At 42.8% G+C, this 20,123-nt stretch carries 20 protein-coding genes and 1 riboswitch; of the genes, 4 read left to right on the plus strand and 16 right to left on the minus strand.

All coding sequences use genetic code 11. The features are described 5' to 3' along the window. Positions 1 to 29: 29 nt before the first annotated feature. A complete protein-coding gene (locus AC3ISB_RS20710) occupies positions 30 to 539 on the minus strand; it encodes a DUF948 domain-containing protein (protein WP_098369929.1) in 510 nt (169 codons plus the stop codon). Between the two features lie 229 nt (positions 540 to 768). Here AC3ISB_RS20710 and AC3ISB_RS20715 point away from each other — a divergent pair, with 229 nt between their 5' ends. Next, entirely contained in the window at positions 769 to 1,881 is a 1,113-nt protein-coding gene (locus AC3ISB_RS20715) for an aminopeptidase (protein ID WP_480340207.1), read from the plus strand. A gap of 54 nt (positions 1,882 to 1,935) precedes the next feature. Here the strand turns inward: AC3ISB_RS20715 and murC are convergent, their stop codons facing one another. The 6 genes from murC to AC3ISB_RS20745 all read right to left on the minus strand — a co-directional run bounded on the left by murC (position 1,936) and on the right by AC3ISB_RS20745 (position 10,253). Further along, complete coding sequence (murC, locus tag AC3ISB_RS20720; RefSeq protein ID WP_098369927.1) at positions 1,936 to 3,240, minus strand: UDP-N-acetylmuramate--L-alanine ligase; 1,305 nt, start codon at positions 3,238 to 3,240, stop codon at positions 1,936 to 1,938. 285 nt (positions 3,241 to 3,525) lie between these two features. Next, positions 3,526 to 6,369: a DNA translocase FtsK gene (locus AC3ISB_RS20725; protein ID WP_480340205.1), complete on the minus strand. Its 2,844-nt coding sequence runs from the start codon at positions 6,367 to 6,369 to the stop codon at positions 3,526 to 3,528. 428 nt (positions 6,370 to 6,797) lie between these two features. After that, the gene (locus AC3ISB_RS20730; protein ID WP_098370101.1) at positions 6,798 to 7,985 is read right to left on the minus strand and encodes an amidohydrolase; all 1,188 of its coding nucleotides are present in this window, start codon (positions 7,983 to 7,985) and stop codon (positions 6,798 to 6,800) included. A 127-nt stretch (positions 7,986 to 8,112) separates the two neighbouring features. Next, positions 8,113 to 8,214: riboswitch (glycine riboswitch) on the minus strand. Between the two features lie 254 nt (positions 8,215 to 8,468). Beyond that, the gene (locus AC3ISB_RS20735) at positions 8,469 to 9,275 is read right to left on the minus strand and encodes a DUF1444 domain-containing protein (protein WP_480340204.1); all 807 of its coding nucleotides are present in this window, start codon (positions 9,273 to 9,275) and stop codon (positions 8,469 to 8,471) included. 50 nt (positions 9,276 to 9,325) lie between these two features. Next, positions 9,326 to 9,637 (minus strand): thioredoxin family protein, encoded by a 312-nt coding sequence (locus AC3ISB_RS20740; RefSeq protein ID WP_076364640.1) that lies wholly within the window; start codon positions 9,635 to 9,637, stop codon positions 9,326 to 9,328. 112 nt (positions 9,638 to 9,749) lie between these two features. Next, positions 9,750 to 10,253, minus strand: a complete 504-nt coding sequence (locus AC3ISB_RS20745; RefSeq protein WP_480340203.1) for a hypothetical protein — start codon at positions 10,251 to 10,253, stop codon at positions 9,750 to 9,752. A gap of 123 nt (positions 10,254 to 10,376) precedes the next feature. Here AC3ISB_RS20745 and AC3ISB_RS20750 point away from each other — a divergent pair, with 123 nt between their 5' ends. Then, complete coding sequence (locus AC3ISB_RS20750) at positions 10,377 to 10,826, plus strand: YtoQ family protein (protein ID WP_098369924.1); 450 nt, start codon at positions 10,377 to 10,379, stop codon at positions 10,824 to 10,826. A gap of 112 nt (positions 10,827 to 10,938) precedes the next feature. Here AC3ISB_RS20750 and AC3ISB_RS20755 read toward each other — a convergent pair whose 3' ends face one another. From AC3ISB_RS20755 to AC3ISB_RS20765, 3 genes are all read right to left on the minus strand, one after another. Then, entirely contained in the window at positions 10,939 to 11,808 is an 870-nt protein-coding gene (locus AC3ISB_RS20755; protein WP_339200544.1) for a GyrI-like domain-containing protein, read from the minus strand. A gap of 118 nt (positions 11,809 to 11,926) precedes the next feature. Further along, positions 11,927 to 12,448, minus strand: coding sequence for a DUF84 family protein (locus AC3ISB_RS20760; RefSeq protein ID WP_098369922.1), 522 nt, complete (start codon positions 12,446 to 12,448; stop codon positions 11,927 to 11,929). Between the two features lie 82 nt (positions 12,449 to 12,530). Continuing rightward, positions 12,531 to 13,604: a M42 family metallopeptidase gene (locus AC3ISB_RS20765; protein ID WP_076364630.1), complete on the minus strand. Its 1,074-nt coding sequence runs from the start codon at positions 13,602 to 13,604 to the stop codon at positions 12,531 to 12,533. Between the two features lie 177 nt (positions 13,605 to 13,781). Between AC3ISB_RS20765 and AC3ISB_RS20770 the strand changes: the two genes are divergently transcribed. Continuing rightward, positions 13,782 to 14,099, plus strand: a complete 318-nt coding sequence (locus AC3ISB_RS20770) for a PepSY domain-containing protein (RefSeq protein ID WP_144526530.1) — start codon at positions 13,782 to 13,784, stop codon at positions 14,097 to 14,099. 50 nt (positions 14,100 to 14,149) lie between these two features. On the opposite strand, the gene AC3ISB_RS20775 is transcribed toward AC3ISB_RS20770, so the two are convergent. Beyond that, positions 14,150 to 14,995 carry a YtnP family quorum-quenching lactonase gene (locus AC3ISB_RS20775; protein WP_480340202.1) on the minus strand — a complete coding sequence of 282 codons (846 nt, stop codon included), beginning with the start codon at positions 14,993 to 14,995 and terminating at the stop codon, positions 14,150 to 14,152. Between the two features lie 139 nt (positions 14,996 to 15,134). After that, the gene (trmB, locus tag AC3ISB_RS20780; protein ID WP_098369918.1) at positions 15,135 to 15,773 is read right to left on the minus strand and encodes a tRNA (guanosine(46)-N7)-methyltransferase TrmB; all 639 of its coding nucleotides are present in this window, start codon (positions 15,771 to 15,773) and stop codon (positions 15,135 to 15,137) included. Between the two features lie 241 nt (positions 15,774 to 16,014). On the opposite strand from trmB, the gene AC3ISB_RS20785 reads away from it, so the two are divergent. Beyond that, positions 16,015 to 16,290 carry a YtzH-like family protein gene (locus tag AC3ISB_RS20785; RefSeq protein ID WP_141993940.1) on the plus strand — a complete coding sequence of 92 codons (276 nt, stop codon included), beginning with the start codon at positions 16,015 to 16,017 and terminating at the stop codon, positions 16,288 to 16,290. Here the strand turns inward: AC3ISB_RS20785 and AC3ISB_RS20790 are convergent, their stop codons facing one another. The 4 genes from AC3ISB_RS20790 to thpR form a co-directional block, all read right to left on the minus strand. Continuing rightward, on the minus strand, positions 16,291 to 17,073 hold the full coding sequence (locus AC3ISB_RS20790; RefSeq protein WP_063232868.1) for a phosphotransferase family protein: 783 nt from the start codon (positions 17,071 to 17,073) through the stop codon (positions 16,291 to 16,293). Between the two features lie 291 nt (positions 17,074 to 17,364). Further along, positions 17,365 to 18,396 carry a diacylglycerol/lipid kinase family protein gene (locus tag AC3ISB_RS20795; protein ID WP_480340201.1) on the minus strand — a complete coding sequence of 344 codons (1,032 nt, stop codon included), beginning with the start codon at positions 18,394 to 18,396 and terminating at the stop codon, positions 17,365 to 17,367. Continuing rightward, the gene (locus AC3ISB_RS20800) at positions 18,308 to 19,315 is read right to left on the minus strand and encodes an NERD domain-containing protein (protein WP_480340200.1); all 1,008 of its coding nucleotides are present in this window, start codon (positions 19,313 to 19,315) and stop codon (positions 18,308 to 18,310) included. The genes AC3ISB_RS20795 and AC3ISB_RS20800 overlap by 89 nt, the downstream gene beginning before the upstream one ends. Positions 19,316 to 19,336: 21 nt before the next feature. After that, a complete protein-coding gene (gene thpR / locus AC3ISB_RS20805; RefSeq protein WP_480340215.1) occupies positions 19,337 to 19,894 on the minus strand; it encodes an RNA 2',3'-cyclic phosphodiesterase in 558 nt (185 codons plus the stop codon). Positions 19,895 to 20,123: the final 229 nt, after the last annotated feature.

A 20,123-nucleotide genomic window follows, 5' to 3' on the forward strand; every position in this document is an offset into this window, starting at 1 on the left:
TTTCAGTTCATTTTTTATTTAACTAGATTTTAAGATCTAGAACGTAAAAACCTTTTTTTAGGCAGGTTATCTGTTTCAAGCGCTTCCCTTTCTAACTCCGCCCTTTCGGTTGGGGTCGGGGCAGACTGTTTGCTTCTGGCCTTCCACTTGTCCCTTATCTCCATGGCTACATTGCTCCATTGTACAATTTGTGAGATTCGTTCTTGGTTATTATCAATCTCAGCCTGCACTTTATGGGAAACCTTTTGGATGGAAGAATTAAAGCTAGAGATGGATGTGCCAACATCCTTCACGGCATCCACCACCGTGTTCAGGTTTTCCGACTTTTGCTGCAAATCTTCAGCCAACGTATTCGTTTTATGTAATAACTGAGTAGTTTCGAGCGTTATGCCCTGCATTTGGCTCTCTAGTCCTGTCAGCGTCCGGGCCACACTGTCCAGGGTAGTTTGAAGTGATGTCAGTACCTTTGTTAGGAAAATAACAAGTACCAAAAAAGCTATCGCTGCAACAGCAGCACTTACGTATAAAATAATCTCCATTGGAACACCTCCGAAAAAAATCGACTTATTTAATGGCTGTTAGATATTAATTACCCCTTCCCTATTATTATAAACTTATTTATTTTTTCAATATACCCTATCAAACCCTAATCTGGAAATATTGTTGTCTGCATCCAGTTCCTCCGTGAAATTCATGGGTGACACTTATGGCAGGAAATCGGGTATGATAGAAAAGATAAGTCGAATTTAAACAATGGAGGTATTTTTTATGAAAGATCCCAGAATTGGTACATTGGCCAAAAACTTAATCAATTATTCCGTGAAGCTTCAAAAAGGTGAAAGAATCTTGATCGAAAACTTTGGATTGCAGCGTGAGCTTGTTAACGCACTTGTGGATGAAGCCTATGCAGCAGGTGGTTACCCATTCGTCCTTTTAAAGGATCACCAAGTGGATCGTGCCTTGCTGATGGGTGCCAAAGAAGAACAGTACAAGTTGATGGGTGAGTTTGAAGCAAACGTAATGAAACAGATGGATGCTTATATCGGGCTTCGTGCCGGGGATAATATCAATGAACAATCCGATGTCCCTTCAGAGAAGATGGCGATTCATGGACAGACAGTCGGTAAAGTACATAGAAATATCCGCGTGCCAAAAACAAAATGGGTCGTACTTCGCTACCCGACAAATTCAATGGCCCAATTAGCCAAAATGAGCACAGAAGCATTCGAAGACTTTTATTTCGAAGTCTGCAACCTCGACTATGGCAAAATGAGCGCAGCAATGGACAATCTTGTTGAATTGATGGATAAAACGGATAAGGTCCGCTTAACTGGGCCCGGTACGGACCTAACCTTCTCCATCAAAGACATTAAAGCCATCAAATGTGCGGGTGAGCTAAACATTCCTGACGGTGAAGTATATACGGCTCCGGTTAAAGATTCCATCAATGGAGTGATTTCGTATAATACTCCGTCCCCTTATCAGGGTTTTACTTTTGAAAACGTGAAGTTGACATTCAAGGATGGAAAAATCGTTGAAGCGGTTGCGAATGATACGGAACGCATCAACAAAATTTTTGATACTGATGAAGGCGCACGATATGTCGGTGAATTTGCAATTGGTGTAAATCCTTATATTCTACACCCGATGCAAGATATCCTCTTTGATGAAAAAATTGATGGAAGTTTTCATTTCACTCCCGGACAATGCTATGATGATGCCTTTAACGGAAACCATTCAGACATTCACTGGGACCTGGTCAATATCCAGCGGCCTGAATATGGCGGCGGGGAAATCCATTTTGATGACGTCTTGATACGTAAGGACGGACGCTTCGTTTTACCGGAACTGGAAAATTTAAATCCAGAAAATTTAAAATAACATAAACACCAATAAAAAAACGACCGACCCGCTACTAACGGATGGTCGTTTTTTTTATTTTACCTGCAGTGAATGCTCGTAGGCTGCCTGGAACTTTTGAATGTCCCCCGCACCCATGAATAACACGACACTGTTTTCATGATGTTGCAATATTGATGTTGTGTTCTCCGTAATCAGCTCGGCACCGGGAATCTTATCTTGAAGGTCTTCAATCGATAACTTCCCTTGATGTTCACGAGCAGATCCAAAAATTTCACATAAGTATACTTTGTCGGCCAAATTCAAGCTGTCGGCGAATTCATCCAGGAATGCCTGCGTTCTCGAGAAAGTATGTGGCTGGAATACCGCAACAACTTCACGCTCTGGATATTTCTGACGCGCCGAGTCGACAGTTGCAGAGATCTCGGTCGGATGGTGTGCATAATCATCAATGATGATCTGACTTCCGATTTCCTTTTCGGAGAACCGGCGTTTAACTCCGCCAAAAGTCCGCAACTGGGCTTTCACAGCTTCCGTATCCAAGTTTTCATATTTACAAAGTGCAATGACACCAAGTGCATTCAACACATTATGCTTTCCAAAAGTAGGAATAGTGAATGTATCATAGTAATTGTTCCTTACATGCACATCAAAAGTCGTGCCATCCGGAGTGACGGAAACATTTTTCGCTTGAAAATCATTTCCTTCTGCAAATCCGTAAAAAATAACCGGTACTTTCGCCTGAATATGTGGTAAATGCTCATCATCCCCGCACGCAATGATGCCTTTGTTGACTTGAAGGGCCATCGTTTGGAAAGCCTCGAACACGTCTTCGACATTGGCGTAATAATCAGGATGATCAAAATCGATATTCGTCATGATTGCATAATCCGGATAATAGGAAAGGAAATGACGGCGATATTCACATGCTTCGAATACGAAGTAATCAGAATTCACGATACCTTTACCCGTTCCATCCCCAATCAAGAAGGATGTCGGTTTAGCGCCCCCCATTACATGGGCAAGCAAACCGGTCGTCGATGTTTTACCATGCGCTCCCGTAACGGCCACGCTAATGAAGTTTTTCATGAAATCACCTAGGAAGCGGTGATAACGGATAATCGGCAAATCAAGTTCTTTTGCCTTCACGATTTCCGGATGACTATCCGGAAACGCATTTCCTGCAATGATGGTCATTCCAGGTTGAATATTTTCCTCGTTGAAAGGAAGGATTTTAATCCCGGCTTTTTCTAATGCCAATTGTGTAAAAAATTCTTTTTCGTAATCGGAACCCTGCACTTCAATATTCATATCATGCAGTATTTGTGCAAGAGCACTCATACCCGACCCTTTAATTCCCACAAAATGGTAAGCAGTCATAAAGCGAACCTCCACCAATCGTCTACCTGTATGACAGTATATGACGTCATCTTTTATTTGTTTTTCCATTACGAGACTTGTTAGTAACGCAATTTCTTAATAGGTTTTTCAAGCTCTTATCTTCAATCATTCATCAACAAAAAACTATTATATCACTTTTTTATTCATTCATCCATGTCAGGCAGATGCCAATTTATCAAATCATTGGTTTTTCCCTCAATTAAGGGGATAAAAAAGGGTTTTCACCCTTTCACATTATATTCAATTTCCTTTTATTAGGTTCTCTTAATTAACATGTAAAAATTCCAGTTCTTCTTCCGTAATCAATACATCCCTGGGCCTTGAGCCCCTGGATTCGGAAACGACTCCCCGTTGCTCCATCATTTCTATTAGACGCGATGCACGGTTATAACCGACACGGAAGCGCCTTTGGACACTCGATGCAGATGCCGCCTGCTGGCTCACGACAAATTCACAGGCCTCGAAAAACAGTTCATCCGCATCTTCCGTGACTTCGGCCCTGTTCAGCAAGTCTTCCTGTTCAAACAGGTATTTCGGCTGCTGCTCCAGTTTAACATGGTTTACGACTTGATCGATTTCTTCATCACTCACGAAAGTCCCTTGCAGGCGCACCGTTTTCGAAGAGCCGTTTTCAGCGAATAACATATCTCCTCTTCCCAATAATTTTTCTGCACCGCCGCTATCGATGATTGTACGGGAGTCGACTTGTGAAGAAACCGAAAAAGCGATCCTTGTCGGGATATTTGCCTTGATCAATCCAGTTATGACATCGACTGAAGGTCTTTGAGTGGCTACAATCAAATGGATGCCGCAGGCACGGGCCTTTTGCGCAATCCGGCAAATCGCTTCCTCTACATCAGCCGGGGACATCATCATTAGATCCGCAAGCTCATCGATGATCACTAGGATATAAGGCAGCTTGCTTGAATATTGACCGGCTTTTTCCGCTTGGTCATTAAAGCGGGTGATATCACGCACACCGGCATGTACAAACAATTCATAACGCCGTTCCATCTCCTCTACAGCCCATTTCAACGCAGCCGTAGCCGCTTTTACATCGGTTATGACTGGACTGACCAAATGCGGGATCCGGTTATATGGGGCGAGCTCGACCATTTTCGGATCGATCAACAGTAATTTCAATTCCTGCGGCGTCGCTTTATACAGCAAGCTGACCAGCATCGTGTTGATACATACACTTTTCCCCGATCCCGTTTGCCCGGCTATCAATCCATGCGGCATCTTTCTCAAATCCGTGATAATCGGCTGACCGGATATATCGAGTCCTAAAGCCACGGCAAGCGGTGATTCATGCTCTTGAAACTCAGTACTTTCCAAAACCTCACGCAAAAATACCGGTTTGCTTTTCCTGTTCGGAATCTCGATGCCAATTGTATGTTTACCCGGAATAGGCGCTTCCATCCGCATATCCTGAGCAGCAAGGCTTAATTTGATGTCATCCATCAGGTTCGTCACTTTATTCACCTTCACTCCCGGCTCCGGATGCACCTCGAAACGAGTTACTGCCGGTCCTTGAGTGACATTGACGACCTTTGCACGGACATTGAAATTTTTCAATGTCTCATCAAGTAATAAAGTCTGTTCCTCGAGCCACTCATCATCATGCACAGCATAAGTGGGAGGTGTCAGCAATTCGATATTCGGAAACACATAATATGGATTATCCTCTGCTTCCACGGAGCCAAAAACTGCCGGGGTATCGCCCTGGCCACTTTCTGCTGCCGCCTCTGTATAAACTGCTTCTTGATACCCATTTCCGGAAATGGTGGATTCCTGTTCCAAGAGCGGCTTAGTGACCGGGCTGGAACCAATATTGGATTCAACTGTATTTTCAGGCACGGCGGCGATTTCCGAACCAGCCTTAGTGTCCAAAAAGGTTGGTGTAATGACCGGAGTCCCCTCTTTCGGCATAACTCTGCCTTCCTCTTGTTTCCGTTCAGGAATGGCGGATGGTTTCGCTTGTCCTGTCTCCGTTTCAGCAGCATCATTCATTGGACGCTTATCAGGGGAAACTACTGCCCTTTCCGAATTAAGGCTTTTTTTTTCCGGCATCATTTTATTCATGAAGCTGTTTTTTTCCCGATCTTGCTTAAGCATCATCACATTAAATGGGATATGTTTTTTCGGACGTTTAGGCTGCACTTCAGGTATTGCCTCAGATGGATCTTCAGGCAGTGTCCCTTGACTAACGGATGGTTGATTTGATTGTGCAGCAACCTCCCCAGGAACCGATATAGCTTCAGGCGGGGTGTCGTCCGCCTGTTCCATGATGGATACAGCGACTTCGCGTCCAAAATCGACCTGGTCCTGTTCAATAGCCCCTTTTTCCACCGCAGGCTCAATTATGTCAGGCTCGCTTACTGCTTCTTCTGGCAGTGACTCAATGGAATTCCTACGAAAGAAAGCGGGTATCTCCGAATCTTCCCTTTTTTTTTCAGCTTGTTCCGGTATAAGAACGGATGGTTCTATCGTCATTTCCTCATGTGACACTTCTTTTGAGATTTCAGGGATCGATACCGGAATCTCGATATCGGGTCCTTCTTTTTTAAGGATGGGCATTTTGCTTTCTAATTCATATTCGACAATTTCTTCAGAAGGGACCGTTTTTTTTTCCGGACGACGGAACCCATAAATGGGTGAAGGGATTTCCGTTGGGCGGAAGGGAGTTTTTGACGGGACTATTTTTGAGGTTTCCTCCCGGTCGAAGCTTCTCCGTTTTGGTTCAGTATCCCTTACAGGCCTTCTCGTTGTTTCTTTGGACACATTCTTCCCCTGTTTGGGTTCATTTTCTTCCCTGTTTCTTTCCCTAGGCTTTCTTTTATTCTGCTCCCGGTCTGGAATGAGCGGAAACTTGAACTGTCCTTTTGGATATTGAAACAGGATTTTCGTATCCGGGTCTGGCGTCTGGGACATATTTTCCACTTTTTGATTGTAAACCTTTATTTCTTCTTTCTTTGACTTAGAAAGCTTTGAAAAATCCATTTTCTTTAATGTCTCTTCATCAAGCGGCTCATCTATAATAATTTCTTCGATTTCAATAATTTCCTCTGCTTGGAACCATTTTTTCATCTTATTTAGCCATTTCAAAACTATCACTCTTTCTACATCTGTAGTTATGTAACTAATTCTACCAGTTATTTTAAAAATATCGAGAAAATTTAAGCTGAATTGGGATTAGCATCTATTTTTTTTATCGCATTCCTGCTAACTTAACGTATTTCGCAGAGCTCCTACCCTATTAAACCCCTTCTGGAATGAGTTTAAACCTATCAATTGCGAAATAACATTAGCCCCTAGTCTACTATTTAAATAAAACACCGCTGTTAAATCGCGTTTACAAAGAGATTAAGTTTTCATGCAGCCTTTGAAGCAGACTGGCCAATTCATTGCAACATCCTTCATGAAACCGCCGACGGCATCCAAATACCTGCCGCAACCCATAAAACACCGTTCGTTAATACCGAACGGTGTTTTGTGGGTTTCTGCGTTTTTTTTGCAAACAAAGACCAAAGGTACTATTTCCATTCATAAAAACTGCATACAACCTGCGCCACTGATTTGGAAGCGATCAAAAGGGCATCCTCATCAATGTCGAATTTAGGATGGTGATTGAAATATGCCTTCTCCACCCCTTTCGGTTTACAGCCAATGTAAAAGAAGCAGCCAGGAATCTTTTCTGCATAATACGAAAAATCTTCCGAACCAGAGAAAACCGGAAATTCCACAACCTTCTTAATATCTTTGTCATCCATGCTTTCCAGGCTATTTTTCACGAATCCAGTCAGTTCAGGGTCATTATATAACGGAGGATAATCGGGAACATATGTAAGTTCGCACTGAACATCAAATTCCGTTTCTATCCCTTTAACGATCCGGTGGATTTCCTTATCGATCAGCTGTTGGGTCTCTGCTGTCATATAACGAACATCCCCTTCAATTTCTATACGATCTTTAATGACATTAAAGCTTCCTTTTCCATCGAAGGAGCCGATTGTGACTACACCCATATCAAAAGGGTTCAAGCGACGGCTGATTACGGTTTGTACGGCTGTCACGAAATGGGCGCCTGCCACAATGGTATCATTAGCCATATGCGGGGAGGATCCATGGCCGCCTACACCCTTTATCGCTAACTTGAAATAGGTCCGTCCAGCCATCGAATAGCCGCCGCGATACCCGACAACCCCTGCTGGATGAGAAGGAAATAAATGGATTCCAAAAACAGCATCCAGTTCATCCAAAAACCCTGATTCCATAATGCTTTTGGCTCCTCCGGGGGGTGTTTCTTCTGCATGTTGATGAATTATTTTGATCGTACCTGATAGGGAATCTTTCAGCTCATTGATGCAGTCTGCCAATACCAATAAATAAGCGGTATGCCCATCGTGTCCGCAGGCATGCATGACACCTTCATTTTTTGAACGGAATGGAACCTCCGCTTCTTCTGAAATCGGCAGTGCATCGAAATCGGCACGGAGACCTATCGTTTTCCCTGGTTTTCCGCCTTCGATCGTCACGATGATCCCTAATCCATTTCCTACATTCGTTTGAATCGATACATCTTTCCCCTTATAAAAATCAATGATATATTTTGCCGTTTTCTCTTCTTTGAAGGATAGCTCCGGATTCTCGTGTAAATGACGGCGGATTTGAACCATTTCCCCTTTACGGGCTTCAAGCATGTTCATTAATTTGCTTTTCACATTCACGATTATTCTCCCCCATTATTTCAAGTTGATTAGCATATTAGTAAGTTCCATGTTCGCTGCAAACCTTCTGTATGTAAAAAGCCAAATAAAAAAGGACAGAGAAGGGTTCCGTAAACTTACCGCTCCCTTCTCTGTCCTTTTACCTGAGAGTTTAACTCCATTTTGGTCATGGAGGTTTCCCCGTTGGTGGCACACTTCCTGCGCGCTCTCCAGAGTTGCGTCCAGCTGCGGTTCCATTTACCTGAGAGATTTGCTCCAAGGGATATTTTTGGAACTTGCTCCTTCGGTGGCTCAATGCTTTGCACTCTCCCACAACGTTCATCCGCTCGTTATATTGTTTTATTCCATATTTTCAAAATATTACAATTATATTATCACCGATTAAAAAATAAATATCAACTCTAAGGGTCATAAACTCTATTAAACTTTAAAAGGACCGCTGTCAGATGCTGACACGGTCCTTTTGTATTCAATATATTATTGTTCACGCTTTTTGTTTTTACCCATAATGAAGATGGGCTCCAACTCATTTTCTTCGTAAAGAAATGATAGAGCCGTTATTGGAACATGACCGCTGGCAAAGAAGCTCATCGCCATTTGCGCAAGAATATCATAGCCCGTATCATTCTTCACATCGGCAATGATGATGACGTCCTGATGGGGAATGGCCACAGCCATGGTTCCCTCGATCTTGTCCTTCATTTCCCGAAGCCATGATTCATTCAGGATCCTGCTGGCATCATAACCATCATTCGTGTTCAAAAAATAAAATGCATTACCTGCAACGATATCCGACTTCATTTCAGTGGAGAGGGAACGGGCATTAAAAAGGGCAATTTCACGGATCCTGTCACCCTGCCAATTTTCCCGTTGAATCATCTTTTCATCTATAAGACGGTAGGTTTTCCCTAAATCAAGGGCATAAAAAATCCGGGTTTCAGCCGTATGCTCATCGAATAAAAATGGATTTCCTTCTTCCGATTCCATTGGAAAGGAGGTCGAGCGGATGACTGGGAAAATGAATTTCTCCTTGCCTTCCATGCTATGTTCTCCCCCCATCACATTCAGGGCCTCTTCCACGTAATAGATAATTTCATCGATGGCCTTTTCCTGTACGTTTTCATAGTTAGCAAGTACAGGAGGCAACTCGATGGTGATACCCTTCCCGGTCTTCACATTTTCCACCCGTAACGTATCTTTCTTGCTATCGAATTTAAATGTGCGATTTTCATCTTTTAAACATTCCTTCAGGATATTTTTCAGCTTCGTGCTGTCCATTTTCATGACTGACCCTCCTCTTCATTGAAAAATCCCCAGCGAGAAGGGGATATTGATTATAGTGATTGTATGAATTCCTCAATTTGTTCTTGCGTTTTACGATCCTTGCTCACGAATCTGCCTAGCTCTTTACCATTATCATACGCGATGAAACTTGGTATACCGAATACATCATTAGCCGCACACACATCGATGAATTCATCACGGTCCACATGAATGAATGTAAAGTCAGGAAATTTCGTTTCAATCTCCGGCATTATCGGTTCGATTACACGGCAATCCCCACACCATGTCGCCGAAAAAAGAAAGATATGTTTGCCTTCATTTTTCAATGCATCATATTGCTCAACGGTTTGTAAATTTTCCATTTGAATATTCCTCCTGCTCTAAATGACACCTTAGTTTTTATAATCCCATCATACCAGACTCTCCAGAAATCAACCATTAATACGGATCGGTTGAAAGGCAGGGGTCAGCTTATTACTGGGGCACGGATGAAACGATTTCCATCATTTGTTTTGCATCGGTTTTTAATTGGTCTTTATCCGTTTCGGTTGTCAGCTTCACCCCGCCGATTCCCACTGCAAGCTCATACTTTTCTTTCGGTATCTCTTTGATCGAGATAAAGCCGAATTTATCTTCAGTCTGAAAAGAATGCAGCATTACATTTTGATCATCTTGTTCCTTTATCGCCAAATATATCACGGAGCTGTCTTCTTTTTCATTTGGATTGTCAAATAATATATAAATCTTATCACCTTTTTGTAAAATCAAATTATTATCATGTTCTTCCACTACTTTAAAATCCTTTGGCAGATAGACCTGAATTAGCCCCGCCTCTTGATTGGGCTGTTTTTCATCGTCACGAAAAGCCACTTCAGCAGCCTTCATAGCCTTTTCGGTTTGTCTCTCGATACTTGAGCAGCCCACAATCAAACTGCTTATCAACAGAAAAACAAGGATATTCTTATTCGATAAAGCCATCGTCATTCCTCCAGCCGTCTCTTTTACTACCTTATGGATAATATTATCCTTATTTATGGAATTCATCCATTTTCTAAAAAACATGGTACAATGAAAGCAATTTTAATACCGAGGAGGAAAACAATGAAGTTAACCGTGTATCTTGCTGGGGAGATCCATTCAAATTGGAGAAGTGAGCTGAGAGATAAGTCCGCTGCACTGAAGCTTCCTTTAGAATTTGTAGGCCCGATGGAAAATCATGAACGCTCCGATAATATCGGTGAAGATATCCTCGGGGAACAGCCGAATCCCATCCTGAAGGATGCGGCCGCTTCCCAAATCAATAATTTGCGGACAGGCCTTTTGATGAAAAAAGCTGATCTTGTCGTCGCTCTGTTTGGCGAGAAATATAAACAGTGGAATACTGCCATGGACGCAAGCACCGCCATTTCCCTGGGTAAACCGCTTATTTTGATTCGTCCGGAATCCCATCATCATGCCTTAAAGGAATTATCGGAAAAGGCGAGTGTCACGGTAGAATCCGTTAACCAAGCCATGAAGGTGCTTTCTTATATTTTTGAAGAAGGGCTGTAAACCCCATTGTCCCTTAACTGTCCAGCTCAAGTATGAAAGACTGATCATTTATAAAGAAACGAATAAAAAGCTTGCAGGGCCTCCCCTGCAAGCGAAAAACGAATATTTTATCTTATCCCTTTTTAATGGGAATCCAAATTTCGGAGTAATAGTCAGGGTTTGAAGCGTCGTCATTCGCGTATACTTCCAATTCTGGAGTTCCGGCATGTTCATAACCGCTGGTAGGGAACCATTCGGAAAAAATTCGTTTCCAAGCTTGTTGGATGGCATCCGGCATAGGTCCGTGAACTTCGAATGCAACCCACTTGGAAGCCGGTATCGTAAGGGTTGAAAACTCTTCAGGCACTTTCCCGGCATACTCTGCACCTATCCAATAATCCATCGTTTCATTTTTTTCCACAGCCCGCTTATCGACACATACACCAATCAAGCCATCTATTTGGCCATTGTTCAACTTCGCTAACCTATCTCCTGTTCCATCCGAATTCACTTTCTCCCACAACTTTGGAATCCCGATCAAATTCTCTTCATTAACCAAAGAAAACTCTTGCTTGATTCCAATCAATTGAAAGGAATCCCTTTCAAGGATATTGTATTTCATCGGTTTTGCCCCTTTCAGAATCACCTGTATCACCAGGCGTTCATAGAATTTCAGCTTCCCCATATACTTTCGGGCTTCGCTTGGAGATACCCCATGCTGCCTTCGAAAAGCTTTTGAGAACGCCTCGGGGGTGTCATAGCCATACTTGTAGGCTAAATCAATGACCTTGCCATTTGTTGATGAAATCTCCTGGGCCGCTAAGGTCAGTCTTCGACGACGGATATAGTCACCAATGGTTATATCCGTTAAAATGGTGAATGTCCGTTGAAAATGAAAAGCTGAGGCATTCGCCTGCCTGGAAATACTCTCGATCGTCAGGTCCTCCAATAAGTGCTCCTCGATATATTCGATGGCCTTTTGGATTGATTCAACCCACCCCATTTCGCTCCCCCCTTGTCACTATACTAGCAAGGCCGCTCAATAAAATCCTGTCCGTTCCTGCTCTGTTTTGGCAGTGTTCGTTTCCATCATTCGAAACCCGCTTTTCCATGACAGTGATTCAAAAATCCTGCTTTTTCATTTTCAGCTTATACTCGTGTTGACCGGCTAGCATCCTCATGATATGAAGGAACATTTCCCCCCTGGTGATTCGCTCATTTGTAAATACGCCGATCGCTCCTTCCTTTTTGCTAATATTCTCTTGCCTTGTGAAGGCATCCATCACCGGGCCCAACTCTTCACCGTCCAGCAGCTTCTCAGCAACAATTCCCGGAACTGGGATTCTCGCTCCGGCAGCTACAAAGACCTCACCGTCCCTTGTTGCCATTGCACCCCAATTACACAGAAACAGGGCTTGTCCCATTTTCACGACACCGCCTTCAAGCCCGATACCCATTTCGGCATCACTGTGAATCAAGCAGTTCCGGGCACGTGTCATTGCCCCCTCCATCGTTTCCTCGTCTGAAAAAGGCTGTTCCGGGACCCCGCTCTCCACTTGAAGCGAAATGATTTCTGCATCTTCATATACACCAAGCACGGCACTTACTTTCGCCGGATTTTTACTGCCTACTGCTATTTTCAATATAATTTACCTTCCTTCTATGTAAAAAAAGCTGATGGAAAAGGATTCATGACAGCACCCCTTTCCATTTCAGCTTCCACTATCAACCGTTATTAATCAAGGTCTCGAATGTCGTTTTATCACAGGAACGAACCAATTTCCCAATCAGTTCACGTGCAGCGGCATAATCATCAATATGAATCATGGATGCATGTGTATGAATATAGCGGGAACAAATGCCAATCACCCCGCTTGGAATGCCTTCGTTTGCAATATGGACTTGCCCTGCATCCGTGCCGCCTTGGGAAACGAAATATTGATACGGAATCTCATTAGACTCGGCCGTATCGAGGATGAATTCCCTCATGCCGCGATGAGTGACCATCGAACGATCGAAAATGCGGAGCAGTGCCCCTTTTCCTAGCTGGCCAAATTCACTTTTACTGCCGGACATATCGTTCGCCGGACTTGCATCCAAAGCGAAGAAAAGATCCGGTTTGATCATATGAGCTGCAGTTTGCGCACCCCGTAATCCGACTTCCTCCTGGACGGTTGCCCCGGAATATAAGATATTCGGTAACGTTTCACCTTTTAAATCCTTTAACAATTCTATCGCAAGTCCGCAGCCGTAACGATTATCCCACGCTTTTGCGAGGATTTTCTTCTCATTGGCCATAGGAGTGAATGGACAAATCGGTACAATCTGCTGACCTGGCTTAATGCCGATTCTCTTCACATCTTCCTTATCATCCGCCCCGATATCAATCAGCATATTTTTGATATCCATTGGTTTTGAGCGTTGCGATTCATCAAGCAAATGGGGCGGAATCGAACCGATGACACCAATGACCGGACCGTTATCGGTTATGATCTCGACTCTCTGGGCCAATAGCACTTGACTCCACCAGCCTCCCAAGGTCTGAAAGCGTATCATTCCATTTTCTGTTACAGAAGTAACCATGAATCCCACTTCATCCATGTGTCCGGCAACTAGTACAGTCGGCCCATCCTCATCGCCTCTTTTTACGCCAAATATTCCGCCAAGGCGATCCTGGACGATTTCATCCGAATACTTTTCCAGCTCCCGCTTCATGAAACTCCGAACTGCATGTTCATTTCCCGAGGCTCCCGGTAATTCCGTCAATGTTTTAAAAAGCTCCAAAGTCTCATGATTCATTTTTCTACCCCTAACCTATGTATTGTTTCTTACTATTTTACAGAACTTAGCATCGTGATACACTAGAAAGTTCTAATTTATCAGTTAATGGGTAAAATTTCAAATTATTAGTCAAATAAAGCGTTCTTCTGTATACTGGAAGAAGCGATTTTAATAAATGCAATGGAGGAGAAATCAATGAATTGGAAAACGTTTTTACTAGGTACTGCAGCAGGTTTTGCTGCTGGATATGCGACAAAACAACTATTGGATCAATCAAGTAAACCTTCTCCCGATAGAGTCTTGGCCCAAGTGAAGGAAACAGTTAAAAAGGATGGAAATATATATGGCTCATGGATCTTGATGAAGCCGGAGAATTATACAAAAAATGACTTGGACTATGAAGTGTACAAAGGCGGGATCACCAGAAACACAGAGGGTAAACGCGAGCAATTCGAGTTTGTTGCAGATGCCTCAACAGGAACGATATTGGAGCTTAATGCGCAAAATGATTGAAACAACAACAGGAGGGCCGTCAAAATGACGTCCTCCTGTAGCTTTCCCTCTTATCGCTTCCGTTTCAATTCGGCTATTATCTCCTTACCCGTTACATCCCATTTGATGGCACAGTATTGGGCATCATGATAAAAGCTATACCAGGAACCATTTTCCAGTCCGGATTTCATCCACTTTTCCTTCGCCTCGATGGAAGTCATCGGATAATCGTCATAAGCGAGGACCCAGAGGACATTCGCATGCGCGTGCGTCGGCATGATATCTGCCATGTGAATCAATCTGTCACCACCATCCTCAATGATGATGATCGCATGTCCATCACTATGCCCCCCGGTATGGATCATTTTAATGCCGTCCGTAATTTCCTGCTCACCTTCAAAAGGACGTACAAGAGAAGCGACAGCCTCCCAGTTTTCTGCCCAATATGTACTTTTTGAACGAATATTCGGGTTTTTCATTTCCACCCATTCAGTTTGGGTCGTAATGATTTCTGCACGCTCGAAAACAGGCACCCAAGTTTCACCTTCACGTTTCGTCAAACCGCAGGCATGGTCGAAATGTAGATGGGTCATTAAAATGTAATCGATATCATTTGGCTGAATCCCAAGTCTGCCAAGATCTTCGACAAGATTGGATTCCTCCGTCACCCCAAAATTCCGTTTCTGCTTGTCATTCAGCTTTCCATTGCCAATACCGGAATCTATAAGAATGTTCAATCCATTGGCCTGCACCAAAATCGGATCCGTACGTAACTCGATTTGGTTATTTTCGTTAACAGGATACTTCTTGGCCCAAAGCGGTTTCGGTACAACACCGAACATCGCACCGCCATCCAAGTGAGTCACACCGCCATTCAACCATGTTAATTTAATTTTCCCTATTTGCATCGTTTCCATTTTACCCCTCCTCTTCCTTTAGTTTAACACCCACTTCCATATATTGAAATCGATAAAGATCAAGTCACCCTCCTGAATGAAATACACCGCCTTAACAAGAAAAAAACCAGATGCTGTGCACCTGGTTTTTGATCGATGATTATTGGAACATTGCTTCCAATCGGTATATCCGGTTGCCTTTACTCGAGAACTTTTCTTCATATTCAGTCATGATGTTGCCTTCAAAACTGCTATTGTGAAGATCAAGGCTTACATATTTCAAGAGCATGCCGTACTCGGAAATACTTTTCAAAGAAGATTCGAATAACCCTTGGTTATCCGTCTTGAAGTGAATCTCGCCTTTGTCTGGCAGGATGCCTTCATATACTTCGAGGAAGGTTTTGTATGTTAACCGACGTTTTGCATGACGTGATTTCGGCCATGGATCAGAGAAATTCAAGTAGACGCGGTCCACGTCACCTTTTGCAAAATAGTCCCCTAAGTTCGCTGCGTCAACATTCAACAGCCTTAAATTTGGAACATCCGCTTCAATCAGCAAGTCCAAAGCAGCTACAATGACGCTTCCATATACTTCAATTCCAATGAAATTCACATCAGGATGGGCTTTTGCCATTTCTGTGATGAAACGGCCTTTTCCCGTACCCACTTCAATATATAACGGATTATCGTTACCGAAAACTTCATGCCATTTACCTTTATGGCTCACTGGTTGCTGAATTACATATTGTGGAAAATCATTCAAACGGTCTTCAGCCCAAGGTTTATTTCTTAAACGCATGATGACACCCCTATTTATAATATAATCGTTCAAACCATAACACGAGTGCATGGATTCCCGCAAGTTGATTTTTTCAGGAAACACACACTGAACAAATAAAAAAACTGCCGGCCATCCAGGCGACAGTCTCTGTAGTTTTCATGTATAAAACTTTCAGCAAAACACACCATAAATAAGTGAAGGGCAGGCGACAACCACCTGGGAATCCCTTGAATCATATTTAAGAAAGGAGAGGTATTATATGCCGCTTTCCCATGAACATCAAATGTCACTATTGAAAGATATATTGACCAACCATCAAACAGACTGCTGCGGATCCGTTTCTGAATGTGAACAGGTTGAAAGGCTCGTCAAATCCTTAATGATCAATAGGGAAATTGACAGCAATGTGAAAACGATACTGACGGAGATTTACGAATACAGTCAAACAGGCATCGGTACCGCCGATTTAGATGCACATATTTCAACCCACCAAAACGACCTGTCCCAGTGGGTGGATGATATAGATCAATTCTGATCAGCCAACCATCAATAATGCTTCCAGCTTTTGCAGTAATTCATTTCTTTCCTCGTAACGCTTTCTACGATGATGCCATTGGATGGAAAGCACAAGTTGTGAAACCGTGTGCCATTTCATCCTCATCTCCAGGCCTGCGTCAAGCTTCTTGCCGTAACGGGCAAGCCATTGATTCCATTCTTCCCTTGGGACATAAGAATACAGGAGTATGCCGAGGTCAATGGCCGGATCGCCAATGACCGCTCCGTCCCAATCAATCAGGAACAATCCGTCGGTTTCGGTCATGAGCCAATTATTATGGTTCACATCACAATGACAGACGACTTTTTCGTCGCATTCAATCAACAGGAGATTATTCTGTAAAAAATGGATGGCCTGCTTGATAATCGGAATATCCGTAACATCCGAAGATAACCCGGTTTCTATGTCTGTAAGTATACTTTCAGGTCGTAAAGGGGATTTCCCAAGCCTTTTGAGCATGCTTAACAAAGGATCGGATTGATGAATTTTTTGAAGCAGCTTTGCGACTCTTATATTGTTCATTTCCTGCTGAGATAGCTCCCTGCCTTCCATCCAATGCTGGGCCGTAATTACATCCCCATTTTCCAGGCGTTTTGTCCACATTAACTTTGGAACAATGCCCTCAGCCGAAAGAACAGCTAAAAATGGCGATGAATTTCGTTTAAGGAAGAGCTTCTGCCCCTCTTTCTCGGCAATAAAGGCTTCTCCCGTAGCTCCTCCGGCAGGGGATATATCCCACTCCTGACCTAATAAATGTTCCAACTGGTTCACCTTCGATTTCCTCGCTTAATCATACAAATGTGGGTACGTTCACCTAGTGTATGTAATACCACTACTTTGAGTCCATGTTTTATAAAAAATCCGCCTGCTGGCGAAGCTGCATTTATACTTGCATCGGGATGATACCCGCAATTAAAAACATCCTCATTTAGAGAAATAAAAAAATAGCTATTGAGCAATTAAACAATAGCCATAAATTAAATTTTAGTTGAAAAACGGTTTCTTCGTCAAGTACTATAAAACGATTATACGCATAAAACAAAAACAAATAAATCATTTCATATTTTTGTATGGGTTATTACCCTTGAACATGACGCGGATTTTCTCTTTCAGAACCACTGCAGCTACTTCATGCGTACCAACCATTTCCCCATCAGACTGGATTTTTACTGACCCTTGATTCTTCATTTTTATCATTTTACCGTAAAAAGAATCAACATTTTTCATGCTTAGGTGACCGCCCCAAAAAACGGTGATGAAGACGGTCAATAATTTCAACAAAGTAATATCATGGACCGCAATCACGTTCAACCTGCCATCATCCAGCTTCGACATCGGTGAAATTTTCATCCCTCCGCCAAAGTAGGGCTGGTTCGCAATAACAATGAACCAAACCTTTTTCAAAAGATGCCGCTCACCATCAATGATCAATTCCATGCAGCTTGGCTTGTAAGTAAATATCTTTTTTATAAAAATGAACAGATAAATTAATTTACCCGCCCTGACAAAATTAAACCATTTTTTCAGAGCGGAATGTTCTGCTTCATCGGAAATTTCAGCATCAATGCCCATTCCCAGGCTGTTCACGAAATAACCCGCCTTGCCATTCGTCTGAAACCGTCCAATATCAATGGCACGGAAGGCATTATCCTGAAATAAAGAAAGAGCTTCTTCCACACTCTTAGTTTTTTGAATGCCCCTTACATAATCATTGCCGGATCCAGCCGCAATGGAGCCGATGATAGCGTGAGGGAAATCAATGGCGCCATTTAACATTTCATTAATCGTGCCATCTCCCCCGACAGCGATCACCCTGGTATCCTGATTCGTCCCTGATAGAATTTCCTTCGTCAATCTTAGCGCATGCCCCTTTTCACGAGTAAAGAACACCTCATGGGGAACAGCTTTTGATTTCAATATTCCCTCGGCTTTTTTCCAAATCTTCAAACTCTCTTCATTTCCAGCCATTGGATTGACAATGAAATATACCGTTTCATTAAGGCGCGGCATGCTCATTTCCTTCTGTTTGGTTATGATCGGCTTCCCATTCAGGTCGCAGGCTGGATGTAGTTTGGCAATATTCAAGCAATGCCTGCGCCCCTTTTAACTGCTGTGCCTTAAGAGGGGACGATATAGCCCGCATCCTTTCAAACCATTCCGGGAAGGTCCGTTTATCCAACATCGTAATATCATAAGGTGCTTCGGGATAATCGACATATCCATTCCGGGATAAAATCACCTTTTTAATCGGCATGTTCACTTCATATAGCTCAAATAACTGGGAGACGATGTTCGTCATTCGATTTGCACCCAACAAAGGGTTGAGCACTTTTTTATCAGGATGCTTATGATGCCTGCGGACCCAGAACCGTTCACTCGAACCGATGAAAGCAGCATCTTCTTCCGCTTCCAGAAAAGTGATGCACCAAGCATCAACAGGGGTCAATAAAATGACTTCGACTTCAACAGGTGCATTTTTCAATAGAAAGATAGGTTCATATAATACGAGAAACGTATCCGGAAAACGCTGCAGAAAAAAGCGGAGCCTCTCATCCAAAAAGAATGATTGGTCCACAAATGACTTTTCACGAAGCGTCGAACTCCCCCATTTCATTTGAAAACGGAGTAATTGATTTAAAAAATTTTGCTTTAATTCATCCAGACTGGCCGGTCGGAACGGAAATCTTAATGAAAAAACATTAGTATCTTCGACCTGGTTCGGTATTAGCAGTTCTTCTGCCTCTGCCTCCTGTTTACCTGTCCGGTGGAATATGCCTTTCACCTTATTAAACAGACCCTTTGACTCTTCCTGAGGCGGATCAAATTTGACCTGTGTTTCACTTTCAGTATGTTCGCTATACAACCGAACCAGCTCGCCCGCATTATAAGCAGCCTTCAATTTATCCCATTGCTGTTTTTTCAACCGTGCAAATTGTGTTGGATAATGATAAATATCCTGCTCATACCGGGAAATATAATCCTGCATCTTTATGAGCTGTGCCATTCGACCACCACCCATCTCTTTCTATTTTTGAAGGTTTATCGTGAAAATCTTTTCATATGAAGGGGAAGCTCCAAGATGTGTTTGATATAACGCAACCTGAACTGCTTCAAAATGCTTATCCTCCAAATTCGCTATCTGGCGAACGCTCTCCAACGAAAAGGGACTATCCCCCTCGAATTTTCTTGCAAGCGTAATATGAGGCTTAAACGGCTTTTTATCAAGTTCAAAACCTGCTTCGATACAAGAATTATAGACTTTCCTTTGAATGGCAAAAAGCCTTTCTTGCTGCTTGATGCCTGCCCATAGAATCCTTGGACTCTCACTCTTGCCAAAACCGCCGATAACGCTGAGTTCCAAGCCGAATGAGGCCTCATTGACAAGCTCGTTTTCCACACGCCCCAAAGCATCCTTTTTCAATGTATCGGGAGCTTTGCCCAAAAATGCCATCGTAATATGATAATCGGCTGGATGCAGCCATTTCTTAAATGGAAAGTCTTGCTTTAGTTGTTCCGTAACAGCATTTAAATAAGCCTTAATATCATCAGGCAATACTAAAGCAAAGAAAAAATGAGTATTCATGGTCACTTACATTCCTTCCTATTTTCCCTTTAATTTTACCATAATTCCCATTGCGTATACCTTTTCTTGGGCATCCTAATAAATATTCCCTCCATCAGGAATATTCCCAATCTACGGATAATACACAGATCCAGGCCGGTTTTTTCGGGCTGGGTGGATAAAACGAAAAAGTCAGCAAAAATAAAACAAAAAAGGACCAAAAAATTGGTCCTTCCCTGCCATTTCTTCC

Source organism: Peribacillus sp. GL_122, assembly GCF_057835005.1.

Bases quoted from the DNA above. Each gene is read 5' to 3' on its own strand.
- AC3ISB_RS20775 (WP_480340202.1), bottom strand. From the start codon at position 14,995: ATGGAAACGATGCAAATAGGGAAAATTAAATTAACATGGTTGAATGGC.
- AC3ISB_RS20770 (WP_144526530.1), top strand. From the start codon at position 13,782: ATGAATTGGAAAACGTTTTTACTAGGTACTGCAGCAGGTTTTGCTGCT.
- AC3ISB_RS20750 (WP_098369924.1), top strand. From the start codon at position 10,377: ATGAAGTTAACCGTGTATCTTGCTGGGGAGATCCATTCAAATTGGAGA.
- AC3ISB_RS20800 (WP_480340200.1), bottom strand. From the start codon at position 19,315: ATGGCACAGCTCATAAAGATGCAGGATTATATTTCCCGGTATGAGCAG.
- AC3ISB_RS20785 (WP_141993940.1), top strand. From the start codon at position 16,015: ATGCCGCTTTCCCATGAACATCAAATGTCACTATTGAAAGATATATTG.
- AC3ISB_RS20715 (WP_480340207.1), top strand. From the start codon at position 769: ATGAAAGATCCCAGAATTGGTACATTGGCCAAAAACTTAATCAATTAT.
- murC (WP_098369927.1), bottom strand. From the start codon at position 3,240: ATGACTGCTTACCATTTTGTGGGAATTAAAGGGTCGGGTATGAGTGCT.
- AC3ISB_RS20740 (WP_076364640.1), bottom strand. From the start codon at position 9,637: ATGGAAAATTTACAAACCGTTGAGCAATATGATGCATTGAAAAATGAA.
- trmB (WP_098369918.1), bottom strand. From the start codon at position 15,773: ATGCGTTTAAGAAATAAACCTTGGGCTGAAGACCGTTTGAATGATTTT.
- AC3ISB_RS20710 (WP_098369929.1), bottom strand. From the start codon at position 539: ATGGAGATTATTTTATACGTAAGTGCTGCTGTTGCAGCGATAGCTTTT.
- thpR (WP_480340215.1), bottom strand. From the start codon at position 19,894: ATGAATACTCATTTTTTCTTTGCTTTAGTATTGCCTGATGATATTAAG.
- AC3ISB_RS20755 (WP_339200544.1), bottom strand. From the start codon at position 11,808: ATGGGGTGGGTTGAATCAATCCAAAAGGCCATCGAATATATCGAGGAG.
- AC3ISB_RS20765 (WP_076364630.1), bottom strand. From the start codon at position 13,604: ATGAATCATGAGACTTTGGAGCTTTTTAAAACATTGACGGAATTACCG.
- AC3ISB_RS20735 (WP_480340204.1), bottom strand. From the start codon at position 9,275: ATGAAAATGGACAGCACGAAGCTGAAAAATATCCTGAAGGAATGTTTA.
- AC3ISB_RS20745 (WP_480340203.1), bottom strand. From the start codon at position 10,253: ATGGCTTTATCGAATAAGAATATCCTTGTTTTTCTGTTGATAAGCAGT.